General features: G+C 67.1%; 16 protein-coding genes. 13 read left to right on the forward strand and 3 right to left on the reverse strand.

What is annotated here, in order from left to right:
- The first annotated feature begins 28 nt into the window (after positions 1-28).
- On the forward strand, positions 29-1,000 hold the full coding sequence (locus tag ILP86_RS08700) for a sugar-binding transcriptional regulator (RefSeq protein WP_021200458.1): 972 nt from the start codon (positions 29-31) through the stop codon (positions 998-1,000).
- A 32-nt stretch (positions 1,001-1,032) separates the two neighbouring features.
- On the opposite strand, the gene ILP86_RS08705 is transcribed toward ILP86_RS08700, so the two are convergent.
- Positions 1,033-2,184: a glutamate--cysteine ligase gene (locus ILP86_RS08705; RefSeq protein WP_193761787.1), complete on the reverse strand. Its 1,152-nt coding sequence runs from the start codon at positions 2,182-2,184 to the stop codon at positions 1,033-1,035.
- A gap of 210 nt (positions 2,185-2,394) precedes the next feature.
- Here ILP86_RS08705 and rpsP point away from each other — a divergent pair, with 210 nt between their 5' ends.
- The 4 genes from rpsP to trmD are packed head-to-tail and all read left to right on the forward strand — an operon-like array spanning position 2,395 to position 4,402.
- Positions 2,395-2,829: a 30S ribosomal protein S16 gene (gene rpsP / locus ILP86_RS08710; RefSeq protein ID WP_046747075.1), complete on the forward strand. Its 435-nt coding sequence runs from the start codon at positions 2,395-2,397 to the stop codon at positions 2,827-2,829.
- 6 nt (positions 2,830-2,835) lie between these two features.
- Positions 2,836-3,066: an RNA-binding protein gene (locus tag ILP86_RS08715; protein WP_017830729.1), complete on the forward strand. Its 231-nt coding sequence runs from the start codon at positions 2,836-2,838 to the stop codon at positions 3,064-3,066.
- On the forward strand, positions 3,059-3,667 hold the full coding sequence (gene rimM / locus ILP86_RS08720) for a ribosome maturation factor RimM (protein WP_113681920.1): 609 nt from the start codon (positions 3,059-3,061) through the stop codon (positions 3,665-3,667). The genes ILP86_RS08715 and rimM overlap by 8 nt, the downstream gene beginning before the upstream one ends.
- A gap of 18 nt (positions 3,668-3,685) precedes the next feature.
- Complete coding sequence (trmD, locus tag ILP86_RS08725) at positions 3,686-4,402, forward strand: tRNA (guanosine(37)-N1)-methyltransferase TrmD (RefSeq protein ID WP_058630607.1); 717 nt, start codon at positions 3,686-3,688, stop codon at positions 4,400-4,402.
- Positions 4,403-4,430: 28 nt separating this feature from the next.
- On the opposite strand, the gene ILP86_RS08730 is transcribed toward trmD, so the two are convergent.
- Together ILP86_RS08730 and map are read right to left on the reverse strand one after the other, a co-directional pair.
- The gene (locus tag ILP86_RS08730) at positions 4,431-5,024 is read right to left on the reverse strand and encodes a histidine phosphatase family protein (protein ID WP_227750938.1); all 594 of its coding nucleotides are present in this window, start codon (positions 5,022-5,024) and stop codon (positions 4,431-4,433) included.
- Between the two features lie 85 nt (positions 5,025-5,109).
- Positions 5,110-5,892 carry a type I methionyl aminopeptidase gene (gene map, locus ILP86_RS08735; RefSeq protein ID WP_046747071.1) on the reverse strand — a complete coding sequence of 261 codons (783 nt, stop codon included), beginning with the start codon at positions 5,890-5,892 and terminating at the stop codon, positions 5,110-5,112.
- Between the two features lie 109 nt (positions 5,893-6,001).
- Between map and ILP86_RS08740 the strand changes: the two genes are divergently transcribed.
- From ILP86_RS08740 to dprA, 8 genes are all read left to right on the forward strand, one after another.
- Positions 6,002-6,490 (forward strand): MFS transporter permease, encoded by a 489-nt coding sequence (locus tag ILP86_RS08740; RefSeq protein ID WP_113681922.1) that lies wholly within the window; start codon positions 6,002-6,004, stop codon positions 6,488-6,490.
- A gap of 168 nt (positions 6,491-6,658) precedes the next feature.
- A complete protein-coding gene (gene rplS / locus ILP86_RS08745; protein WP_045265383.1) occupies positions 6,659-7,006 on the forward strand; it encodes a 50S ribosomal protein L19 in 348 nt (115 codons plus the stop codon).
- 117 nt (positions 7,007-7,123) lie between these two features.
- Positions 7,124-7,849 (forward strand): signal peptidase I, encoded by a 726-nt coding sequence (gene lepB / locus ILP86_RS08750; RefSeq protein ID WP_058630610.1) that lies wholly within the window; start codon positions 7,124-7,126, stop codon positions 7,847-7,849.
- Positions 7,846-8,505, forward strand: a complete 660-nt coding sequence (locus ILP86_RS08755) for a ribonuclease HII (RefSeq protein WP_046747069.1) — start codon at positions 7,846-7,848, stop codon at positions 8,503-8,505. The genes lepB and ILP86_RS08755 overlap by 4 nt, the downstream gene beginning before the upstream one ends.
- A 72-nt stretch (positions 8,506-8,577) precedes the next feature.
- The gene (locus ILP86_RS08760) at positions 8,578-8,904 is read left to right on the forward strand and encodes a DUF2469 family protein (RefSeq protein WP_045265213.1); all 327 of its coding nucleotides are present in this window, start codon (positions 8,578-8,580) and stop codon (positions 8,902-8,904) included.
- Positions 8,905-9,032: 128 nt separating this feature from the next.
- Positions 9,033-9,395, forward strand: coding sequence for a YraN family protein (locus ILP86_RS08765; protein ID WP_046747068.1), 363 nt, complete (start codon positions 9,033-9,035; stop codon positions 9,393-9,395).
- Positions 9,392-10,921, forward strand: a complete 1,530-nt coding sequence (locus ILP86_RS08770; RefSeq protein WP_193761788.1) for a YifB family Mg chelatase-like AAA ATPase — start codon at positions 9,392-9,394, stop codon at positions 10,919-10,921. Before ILP86_RS08765 ends, ILP86_RS08770 begins: the two co-directional genes overlap by 4 nt.
- Positions 10,918-12,111, forward strand: a complete 1,194-nt coding sequence (dprA, locus tag ILP86_RS08775) for a DNA-processing protein DprA (RefSeq protein ID WP_193761789.1) — start codon at positions 10,918-10,920, stop codon at positions 12,109-12,111. The genes ILP86_RS08770 and dprA overlap by 4 nt, the downstream gene beginning before the upstream one ends.
- Positions 12,112-12,148 lie beyond the last annotated feature (37 nt).

A 12,148-nucleotide genomic window follows, 5' to 3' on the forward strand; every position in this document is an offset into this window, starting at 1 on the left:
TGCAAGGATCGAAGCTGAGGAGGACGTCATGGCCGGTGCAAGCGCGGAATCTCGCGACAGCAAGCTGATCGCGGCGCTCACAGCGGCGCAGCTCTACTACATGCAGGACAAGACCATGGAGGTCATCGCGAAGGAACTCGGCACGTCGAGATCATCGGTCTCACGTCTGCTGAGCTTCGCGCGGGAGAGCGGACTGGTCGACATCAGGATCAACTCGCCGCTCGAGCGTCTCGGGATGCTCGAACACCGGATCCGGGATCGGCATCGAGTGGCCGCGCACGTCGTGCCGATGCCGGAGATCCTCAGCGAGGTCGAGCGCCTCGAGCGCGTGGCTCTGACGGCAGGGCGTCTGCTGTCGCAATTCGTCGACTCGAACATGGTCATCGGCGTCGCGTGGGGGTCGACGATCAGCGCTGTGAGTCGTGGACTCACCCAGAAGGAGACCCACAACACGACCTTCGTGCAGCTCAACGGCGCAGGCAACACCCAGACCACGGGCGTCGAGTACTCCAGCGACATCCTGCAGCGATTCGGCAGCGCGTTCGGCGCGCAGGTCCAGCAGTTCCCGGTGCCCGCGTTCTTCGACGATCCTGCGACGCGCGAGGCGATGTGGCGTGAACGCAGCACGCGACGTGTGCTCGATCTGCAGGCGAAGATGGATGTCGCCGTGTTCAGCCTCGGTTCGCCCGCTGCCGAGGTGCCGAGCCGTGTCTATGTGGGCGGGTACCTCGGACGTGACGACTATCGCAGCCTCCGCGAGGACCATGCGATCGGCGATGTCGCCACGGTCTTCTTCCGCTCCGACGGGTCGTGGCGGGACATCCGGGTGAACGCGCGCGCCACGGGCCCCGGCCTGGATCGACTCCGTCGGGTTCCACGCCGCGTGTGCGTCGTATCCGGCATCCCGAAGCTGGTGAGCCTCCGCGCCGCCCTGGCGGCCGGACTCATCACCGATGTGGTCCTGGACGAGGGACTCGCGAGGCGCCTCGTCGAGGACTGAACAGCGGCGTCCGCCGTCAGGCGTGCCGGGAGCTACGGCTCTTCGGTCGACGACTCGGGTCCGGAACGGAACTCCCTGATCAGATGATGCACGACCGCTGCGAGGTCGCCGTCCGCGGCGTCGGCGACGGCGAGCTGACGCGCGTAGCTGGCACCGCCGTCCAGGATCGTGGCGATGCCGCCGAACTCCCGGCCGCATCCGAGTTCGACAGCGGTCGGTGCCAGTGATTCGAGAGCTTCGGACAGATGCTCGCGAACGGGGCGCTGTGTGCCTGTCGCATCCACGATCACACGGGCGTCGAGCCCGTAGCGTGCCGCCCTCCACTTGTTCTCGCGGTGGAACCAGGCGGGAAGCTCGGGGAGGGTCCGCCCTTCGTCGAGCTGACGTGAGAAGTCCTCGACCAGGACCTGCACGAGCGCGGCGACCGAGGCGAGCTCGGGCAACGTCGACAGCCCGTCGCAGACGCGCACCTCGATGGTCCCCCAGCGCGGAGCGGGACGGATGTCCCAACGCACCTCCGTGGCATCGGCCATCACCCCGGTGCGCACCATGTCGTCGAGATACGATTCGTATTGCGCCCAGTCGTGCAGGGGCCAGGGGAGCCCGGCGGTGGGAAGCTGCTGGAACACGAGCGCGCGGTTCGATGCGTAGCCGGTCCGCTCTCCCGCCCAGTAGGGACTCGACGCGGCGAGCGACTGTAGATGAGGGAGGTACCCCGCGAGGGCGTTGATGATGGGGAAGACCTTGCGCTGATCCTCGACGCCGATGTGCACGTGGATGCCCCAGATCATCATGTTGCGCCCCCACCACTGCGTGCGCTCGATCAGCGTGTGGTAGCGCGACTTGTCGGTCACCTGCTGGTCGTACCACTGTGCGAACGGGTGACTTCCCGCCGACAGCAGCTCGATGCCAGCGGGATCCGTCGCCGCGCGGACCGCCGCGATGGCGTTCCCGATGTCGTCGACCGCGTGCGCAACGGAGTCGCCGATGCCGCTCGTCACCTCGATCGTGTTGGTGAGCAGCTCGCCCGTGACGGTGTGTCGCTCGTCCGCACTCTCGGCTTCGAGCGCGGCGAGCAGTTCGGGGGCGCGCCCGACGAGGTCACCGCTCACCGGATCGGCGAGCATGATCTCCCATTCGAGACCGACGGTGGACCGGGCCGAAGAGGCGAACTCGAGTTTCACCCGCACAGTCTGGCACGCAGCAGGCGCGACACGGCAACGGGGGTTTCGCCACGTTTCGCGCCCGGCCCTCGGATCTGGCAGAATAGAGGGTCGGACGACCTGCTCGACCCTCTATCCAGCAGGAGTCCACACTCATTAGAGCTTCCGCCGGGTGTGCACCCCACTCTCCAGGCGACCGGTTCGTTTCCTTCCACACAATTCAGGAGAATCGTGGCTGTCAAGATTCGTCTCAAGCGCCTGGGCAAGATCCGCGCGCCGTACTACCGCATCGTCGTCGCCGACTCGAAGACCAAGCGCGATGGTCGCGTGATCGAGGAGATCGGCAAGTACCACCCCACCGAGGAGCCCTCGTTCATCGAGGTCGACTCCGAGCGTGCGCAGTACTGGCTCTCCGTCGGCGCACAGCCGACCGAGCAGGTCGCTGCCATCCTCAAGATCACGGGTGACTGGGGCAAGTTCAAGGGCGACAAGGACGCGAAGTCCACGCTCAAGGTCGCCGAGCCGAAGGCCCCCTTCGAGATCGACGCGTCCAAGAAGTCCGTCGTCAAGCCCAAGGCCGAGAAGAAGGCGGAGGCTCCTGCTGAGGAGGCTCCCGCCGCGGCCGACGCGGAGGCCGCTGAGGCTCCCGCAGCAGACGCAGAGTAATCCGCCGTGCTCGCCGCCGCGCTCGAACACATCGTCAAGGGGATCGTCGATCACCCGGAAGATGTCCGCATCAACGAATCCACATCGCCGCGAGGCGACCTCCTCGAGGTGCGTGTGCACCCCGACGACCGTGGACGCGTGATCGGGCGCGGCGGCCGCACCGCGAAGGCCCTTCGCACCCTCGTCAGCGCACTCGCTGACGGGCGGCGGGTCCGCGTCGATGTCGCGGATGACTGACGTGGTGGCGAAGGACCGCAACCAGGGCAAGAACCAGCTGCGAGTCGGGCGTCTCGTCAAGGCGCATGGGCTCAAGGGCGGACTCAAGCTCGAGCTGTACACAGACAACCCCGAGGGGCGCTTCGTCCCCGGAGCCGGTTTCACGTTGCAGGTGCCCGAGGCATCTCCGTGGCACGGCAAGGAGATCACGGTGCGCGAGTACCGGGTGATGAACGGCAACCCCGTCGTGTTCTTCCAGGATGTCGAGGACCGCGACGCGGCTGACAGCCTCGTCCGTGCCATCCTCTGGATCGATCAGGATGTCGACGAGGCCGAAGACGATGCGTGGTTCGATCACCAGCTCGTCGGCCTCGAGGTGGTCCGCGATGACACCGTGATCGGTCGGGTCGTTCGGGTGGAGCATTTCCCCGCACAGGACCTCCTCATCGTCAAGGCAGGCGAGGACGAGGTGATGGTGCCCTTCGTCTCCGCCATCGTCCCCACCGTCGATGTGCAGGCCGGTCGCGTGATCGTCACCCCGCCGCCCGGCCTCTTCGAGGAGGTCCCGGAGTCCACTGACGCCGAGCCGCAGGCAGGCGCGGACGCCGACGCGTCCGAGTGATCGCTGATACGGGTCCCCGTGCGCATCGACGTCCTCTCGATCTTTCCGTCCTACTTCGACGGTCTGACGCTCTCGCTGCTCGGAAAGGCTCAGGCGACCGGGATCATCGATCTCCGCATCCGAGACCTTCGCGACTGGACCTCGGACCGTCATCGCACCGTTGACGACACCCCCTACGGCGGCGGAGCGGGCATGGTGATGAAGCCGGAGCCCTGGGGACTCGCCCTCGATGACATCAGCGAAGCAGCTGCCGCAACGGTCGCTGAACGTCCCACCATCATCTTCCCGTCGCCCGCCGGAGAGGTGTTCACCCAGAAGACCGCGCGTGATCTGGCGACTCGCGAACATCTCATCTTCGGCTGCGGCCGCTACGAGGGCATCGACGAGCGCGTGTTCGAGTACGCCGCCGAGCGGGGCGATGTCCGGCTGATCAGTCTCGGCGACTACGTCCTCAACGGGGGAGAGGTCGCCACGATGGCGATGATCGAGGCCATCGGCCGGCTGATCCCTGGTGTCGTCGGCAATCCCGAGAGCCTCGTCGAGGAATCCCACGAGGACGGTCTGCTCGAGTATCCGTCGTACACCAAGCCCGCATCGTGGCGGGGACGATCGGTGCCCGACGTGTTGCTGAGCGGAAACCATGCGGCGATCGCCGCGTGGCGCCACGAGCAGCAGATCGAGCGAACACGGTCGCGCCGTCCCGATCTCCTCGACGACACGTCGCCGTCTTCCTGACTGAGGCCTCGAACCGGGAACGTGTCTCTCAGAGCATGCGCTCGGAGGCACCGTCGATCTCGAACACGACCCCGTGTGGGTGCCTCAGCCCGAGTGCGGTGGAGGCATCCAACCCTCGCAGTTCCGCCCGCAGCATGCGCCCGATCATCTCGTGACTGATGAGAAGGGGGATGCCTTGTGACACCCATCCGCAGCTGCTGAGCGCCTTGCGTGCGCGCGCTCTGGCCTGCGCGTAGCTCTCCCCGCCGGGAAAGGCCCACCCGTAGCGGTTGGCCGCCCGCTCTTCCCTTGCGGTCGGATACTCCGCGTCGATCTCCTCCCACGTCAGGCCGCTGAGCTCGCCATGGTCGAGCTCAGCGAGCTCGGGCACCTCGACCACGTCGGCACCGAGGCGCTCTGCGACGATCGTCGACGTGTGTACCGCCCTGCCGAGCGGACTGGAGCACACCGTGCGCACGTCGACGTCCGTCAACCGATCCGCGATCGCATGCGCTTGTTCGACTCCCTCGGGAGTGAGGGGCGAATCAAGCCGCCCCTGCAGGCGATGCTCTCTGTTCCACTGGGTCTGCCCGTGACGCGCGAGGAGCACTCGCTCCGGCACATGACGATCCTGCGGAATCATGGACTCAGGATGGCACACCGGAGCGCCGACCGCGCCTGCGTGCTACGTCTGCACGACCCGATACGACGATCAGTACCGTGGCAGGTCAGTCGACGCCGAGGAACGACCGGTCGGTCAGGATGATCGGGCCCTGCTCGGTGATCGCGATCGTGTGCTCGGAGTGCGCGCCGCGGGACCCGTCTGCGCTGCGCAGCGTCCACCCGTCGGGGTCTGTGACGAGTTCGTCGGTCGTGGCGAGAAGCCAGGGCTCCAAGGCGAGGACGAGGCCGGCGCGCAGGGGGAAGCCACGACCGGGGCGGCCGTCGTTGGGGACGTGGGGATCGCCGTGCATCGTCCGGCCGACGCCGTGGCCGCCGAAGTCGGTGTTGATCGAGTAACCCTCACCGTGTGCGATCGTGGCGACCGCTGCGGAGATGTCGCCGATGCGGTTCCCGACGGATGCGGCGTCGATCGCCGCGGTCAGGGCGCGCTCGGTCGTGTCGATGAGTCGGAGATCTTCGTCGCTGGCTGTTCCGACGACGAACGAGACGGCGGAATCGGCGACCCAGCCGTCGACTGCGACAGCGAAGTCGAGGGTGACGAGGTCGCCATCGCGGAGCACGTAGTCATGGGGGAGGCCGTGCAGCACGGCGTCGTTGACGGAGGTGCAGATGACCTTCCCGAACGGACTCGCTCCGAACGAGGGGTGATAGTCGATGTAGCACGACTCGGCGCCGGCGCGACGGATCATGTCGTGTGCGCGACGATCGATCGAGAGCAGGTTGGTTCCGACCTTGGTCTCGTCACGCAACGTCGCCAGGGTTTCGGCGACGAACCGCCCTGCGGCGCGCATCTCTTCGATCTCGGCGGGGGTGCGCAGTTCGATCATCGGTTGTCCTCTCGTCCCTCCCATTCTCCCTGATCGTGAGGCCGAGGAAGGCCGAGCGCTCTCAGCGAACACAGGAGCGCGCGTCGGATCGTCGTCGTACGATCTCAGCATGTGGTTGCGACAGGCCTACTTCCGATGGCTTCTCCCGGCGGCCTTCCTGCTGCCCCTGTGGCTGCTGATCGGGTGGGGTGTCTTCCAGGGCGGCTGGTCGATCCTGTGGGTGCTGCTCGTCGCCATGCCCTCCGTGTTCCTCGGGCAGCTTCTCCTCACCCTTCTGACGCGGTCCCGTCCGTCCGTCCGCATCGAGCGAGCGGTCTCGTGGTGGGACGTCGCCGGGTTCACGATCTGGAACGGCCTCACGATCGCGGTCGGGTTCTTCATCGACGGCGCATTCCCGTGGTTGCTCACGGGGGCTATCGTCGCGGGGATCGCGCTGATCTGGCTGCAGTTGTGGCAGCTGTGGAACGAAGCGAGGGGAAGTGGGGCGCGGTTGCGCGAGACCATCTCCTGGTCCACGATCCCCACCGTCGATGAGCCGACCGTGCCGACGCGTGCGCACGAGGTCATCGTGGTGCGGGAGACGGACACCCGGGACTGACATCGCGTTTTGGTCCGTCACCGCATTCGTGGCAGAATGAATGTTTGTGCTGTGACCGGCTCTGCCACAGGGGAGCCCGCGGACGCGTCAGCTCCGTACAGTTCAACCCTTTTCTTGTTCCTTTGAATACATGCATGCGACCTGTGGCGGGTGCAGAGAGAGACGATCATGCAGATCCTCGACGCCGTCGACGCGGCTTCCCTCCGTTCGGACATCCCGGACTTCTTCCCCGGTGACACCGTCAAGGTGCACGTCAACATCACCGAGGGCAACCGCTCTCGTATCCAGGTCTTCCAGGGCGTCGTCATCGGTCGCCAGGGTGACAGCGTGCGCGAGACGTTCACCGTGCGCAAGATCAGCTTCCAGGTCGGCGTCGAGCGTACCTTCCCGGTGCACTCCCCGGTGATCGACCACATCGAGGTCGTCACCCGCGGTGACGTGCGTCGCGCGAAGCTCTACTACCTCCGCCAGCTGCGTGGCAAGAAGGCGAAGATCAAGGAGAAGCGCGACCGCTGAGTCGACGCATCTCCGAAGCACCCCGGGACACGATGTCCCGGGGTGCTTCGTTCTCCCTCCGGTGTGCGACCCTAGATATCGTCGCCGCGCGCCGGCGCATGATCGTGAAGGAACCAGATGACTGAATCCCCATCCGCGCCCACGTCCAGACGACGCCGCGGGTTCCTGGTCTTCCTTCGAGACGTGCTGGTGATCGTGGTGATCGCCGCGTTGGTCTCCTTCGTCGTGAAGACCTTCGTGGTCCGTTCGTTCTACATCCCCTCCGCGTCGATGGAGCGCACCCTTCTGGTCAACGACCGCATCCTCGTCGACGAGCTCACTCCGCGCTGGACCGACTACGAGCGCGGAGACGTCGTCGTCTTCAAGGACCCGGGAGGCTGGCTGGACGGACAGCCGCAGACGCCCGCGCAGCCGCCTCTGGTCGAGGCCGTCGACTGGGTACTGAACTTCGTGGGCATCTCCGCCACCGACTCTCAGGATCATCTCGTCAAACGGGTGATCGGGCTTCCTGGCGACCACGTGGTCTGCTGCAATGCGCTCGGACAGATCACGATCAACGGTGCGCCCATCGACGAGCTCAGCTACCTGAATCTCCCTCAGGGCGACACTGCCGCGTCGAACGAGCCGTTCGATGTCGTGGTCCCGGAGGATTCCGTGTGGCTGCTGGGTGACAACAGAGACCGCTCGCGCGACGCCCGCGCGCACCAGGACCTGCCCAGCGGAGGCTTCGTCCCGATGGAGAACATCGTGGGCAAGGCGTTCCTCACGACCTGGCCGTTGAACCGGCTGGGACCGATCGACGGCCACCACGAGATCTTCAACGGCGTTCCGGATCCGGAATGACCGTCATCGCGCCGAAGCTCACCCTGGAACGTCGGCTCCTCGGTGAATGCGAACTGATCATCTCCCTGGACGAGGTCGGTCGTGGTGCGCTCGCGGGGCCGGTCGCGGTGGGTGCTGCTGTGATGGATGCGACCGGTGCCCGCCGTCGTGTGCCCGAAGGACTGCGTGATTCGAAGCTCGTGACGGAGAAGCGCAGGCCGGAGGTGGCCGCCCGTGCCGCCGCGTGGGTGCAGGCCTCAGCGGTCGGTTGGGCGAGTGCGGCGGAGGTCGACGAGGTCGGCATCATGAGGGCGCTCGGACTCGCCGCGTCCCGCGCGGTCTCGGCCGTCGCTGCGCAGGGTGCCGTGCTCGACGGAGCCCTTATCCTGCTCGACGGGAACCACGACTACGTGTCGAAGGTGCACCCGACTCCGCTGAATGTGCGTCCCGTGGTCAAGGCGGACCGTGATTGTGCTTCGGTATCGGCGGCCTCCGTCATCGCGAAGGTCGCGCGGGACGGCTACATGGCGGAGCTTCATGAGACGCATCCCGCGTATCAGTGGAACCGCAACAAGGGCTATGCCAGCATTGAGCACCGCGATGCGATCCGGACGATCGGGCTGTCGCCGCACCACAGGGCGTCGTGGGCCATAGCTGACGCTCCCACGCTGTTCTGACAGAGGCACCGAGGACGCGCCCCGGCAGCCGATGACGCTCCCCGGTGCCCGCGACTCTAGGATGGACACATCATGGATGAGGAAGCCTTCGACGACTACGACCGCGAACTCGAGCTGGCACTGTTCCGGGAGTATCGGGATGTGGTGTCGCAGTTCCAGTACGTCGTGGAGACCGAGCGCCGGTTCTACCTGGCCAATGACGTGAACGTCGTCCGCCGGGACACCGAGCACGACTTCTATTTCGAGATCTCGATGACGGACGTCTGGGTGTGGGACATCTACCGTGCCGATCGCTTCGTGAAGGCTGTGCGCGTGCTCACGTTCAAGGACGTCAACGTCGAGGAGCTGCAGCGCAGGGAGTTCGAGCTCCCGCAGGAGCTCTCGCTCGACGGCGAGTGACGAAGACTCTTGCGCCGATGCGCCCGGACTCACTCCACACTGCGCTGAAGAGCTGACTTCTCCCCAGACGCCGTGAATCTGCAGCCGTGCCCCGACCCCGGGAAGCGTGTCCACGTGATGCTGGGCAGATGGCAGCGAAGGATGAACTCGGAAGAGCGGGAGAAGACCGCGCCGCGCAACATCTGAGGAGCAGCGGGTACACCGTGCTCGCGAGGAACTGGCGGTGCGCACAGGGTGAGATCGACATCGTCGCCGTATGCGGCGATCATCTCGCCGTGGTGGAGGTCAAGACACGGCGGACGGACGCATTCGGGCACCCGTTCGAGGCGATCGACGCGCGCAAGCGCCGGCGGCTCTGGCAGCTGGCGCAGGCGTGGATCGCAGAGCATCCGGGAGTCGCGCGAGGGCGAGACGTGCGCCTCGAGGCGATCGGCATCATCGGAGCCGATCCGACCACCGGTGTGCTCGAGCATCTCGTGGACATCGCGTGAGCACCGCGCGCACCTGGGCCGTCGCACTGACCGGCGTGGACGGACACCTTGTCGAGGTCGAGGCCGACATGTCGAGCCAGACGCCCGAGTTCCGGATCATCGGTCTTCCTGACAAGTCATTGGGCGAAGCCGTCCAGCGCGTGCACAACGCCTGCAAGAACGCCGGTTTGGATCTGCCACGTCGACGGCTCACCGTCAATCTCTCGCCCGCAAGCCTTCCGAAGCATGGCGCCGGGTTCGACCTGGGCGTGGCCGTGGCGTGTCTGGCGGCGGGCGGAGCCGTCGAGTCGCGTTCCATCGCCCGGACGGTCCATATCGGTGAACTCGGTCTCGACGGCAGGATCCGACCGGTGCCCGGTGTCCTCCCCGCGGTCTTCGCGGCGGCACGAGCGGGATTCGAGACGGCGATCGTGCCATACGGGAACGAGGCAGAGGCGAGGCTGGTGCCCGGTATCGACGTACGCGCAGCCGGGTCTCTGGCGGAGGTCGCCGTCTGGCACGGCGCCGACGTGGAGGTGCCCGATGTCGAATTCGTGGAGGTCGCATCCGACACGCGGAGCTCGCGCGAGGCCCTCGATCTCGCCGACGTGATCGGGCAGGAGGAGGCCGTCGAAGCTCTCGTCGTCGCCGCTGCCGGTGGGCACCACTTGCTCTTGAGCGGTCCTCCCGGCGCCGGAAAGACGATGCTCGCCCGGCGTCTCCCCGGCATCATGCCCGCACTCGATGAAGAGGAGGCACTCGAGGTCGCATCCGTTCGCTCGCTCAGCGGAGAAGCGGTGTCCGCGCTGGATTCTCTCCCTCCGCTGGAGGCCCCGCACCACAGCGCGTCGGTCGCGGCACTGGTCGGTGGCGGGTCCCGTGCCGCGAGACCGGGAGCGATAGCGCGTGCGCACCGCGGCGTGTTGTTCCTCGATGAAGCGGCCGAGTTCTCACGCGTCGCGCTGGATGCCCTGCGTCAGCCGTTGGAGTCGGGGGTGATCGCTGTGCATCGTGCCGGATTCACCGCGACCTTCCCCGCGAAATTCCAGCTCGTGCTCGCGATGAATCCCTGTCCCTGCGGAAATCATGGGGTGCGCGGTGCGGAATGCGTGTGCCCGCCGATGGCGATCAGACGCTACGCCACCCGTCTGTCCGGACCGCTCCGCGATCGCATCGACATCGATCTCCAGGTGACGAGGGTCGCCGCATCGCGGGCGATGGGTGACGCGAGTGCGGAGCTGACAACTGAGCGGGCGCGGGACCGTGTCGCGGACGCGCGGGCGAGAGCAGCGTCGCGTTGGAGGAGCACCCGATGGCGTCGTAATGCGGATGTGCCGGGCACCTGGCTGCGGCAGGGAGCGCTCCGGCTGCCCGCTTCGACGCGATCGCCGCTCGATCGGGCCCTGGAGCGTGGAGCGCTGACACTTCGCGGCTACGACCGCGTTCTCCGGGTCGCATGGACGATGGCGGACCTGGCTGCGCTGGACAGGCCGGGAACCGATGAGATCGGCCGCGCGCTGCACCTTCGACGGGGGTTGCCGCGATGATCGACGAGCTCCTGGCCGACGCCGAAGCTGTGGCCCTCACAGAACAGATCCACCCGGGTGGGAGTACGGACGAGTGCGTGGTACGCGCCGCATGGACCGTGATCGCGGAGCCGGGCGATGCCGTCGCCGGCGCTCTGATCGCGGAGCTCGGTGCTGCGGAAGCACTCGCCGTGGCCGTGGGGCACTCGTCATCGCTGCTGTCTCCCGGGAGCGCGAACGCGGCGGCATCCCGCATGCTCGCCGACGGGCGTGCACGTTGGACCCCGCGGGCAGCACCACGAGCCGTGCTGGCAGCGCTCCACGGAGCCGCTGCCGCTGGTGTCCGGCTGCTGATTCCCGGCGACGCGGCGTGGCCCGCCGCCCTCGACGATCTCGGACCGCATGTCCCCGCCGCACTGTGGGTGCGGGGTCGTGTGGAGCTGCTCGACCATCAGCCTCGCGTGTCCATCGTCGGTGCGCGCGCCTCCTCGGGGTACGGCGAGCACGTGGCCTCAGAGATCGCGGGAGATCTGGCAGCCACAGGCGTGGTGATCGTTTCGGGCGGTGCGTACGGGATCGACGGAGCTGCCCATAGAGCTGCTCTCGGAGTGGAGGGCGCGACGGTGGCCTTCCTCGCCGGCGGGGTCGACCGTGCTTATCCGGCGGGGCACCAGGCGCTCCTGAGGCGGATCGCCGAAGAGGGGGCACTGGTGAGCGAGCCACCCTGCGGCACGGCGCCCACGAAGTGGAGGTTCCTGGCGAGGAATCGTCTGATCGCCGCACTGGGACACGCGACGGTCGTCGTGGAAGCGGGCTGGAGGAGTGGATCGCTGAACACCGCCGGTCACGCTGCGACGCTCGGGCGTCCACTCGGTGCCGTCCCCGGAGCGGTGACCTCCGCGTCCTCAGCGGGATGCCATCGGTTGCTGCGCGAGTACGACGCGCAGTGTGTCACATCGGCGCAGGAGGTGCGCGAGCTGTTCGGCGCGATAGGTCATCGACCCGACACGAGCCCGGGGGAGCGGGATCCTCACCACGCTCGCATCCTGGAGGTCATGACCGTTCGGGCACGCCTCTCCATCGACGAGGTCGCCCGCCGGTCGGGGCTCTCCCCTGATCGCGTCCGATCAGTGCTCGGACTGCTGCACCTGGAAGGAGATGTCGCACTCGACAGCGCGGGGTGGCACCGGGCTGCGCCGCCCAGACGATAGCCGATCCGACGGCGAGGCTGCCGGTCAGGAAGCTCGA

This window comes from Microbacterium sp. R1 (assembly GCF_015159725.1).
GTDB lineage: Bacteria > Actinomycetota > Actinomycetes > Actinomycetales > Microbacteriaceae > Microbacterium > Microbacterium oxydans.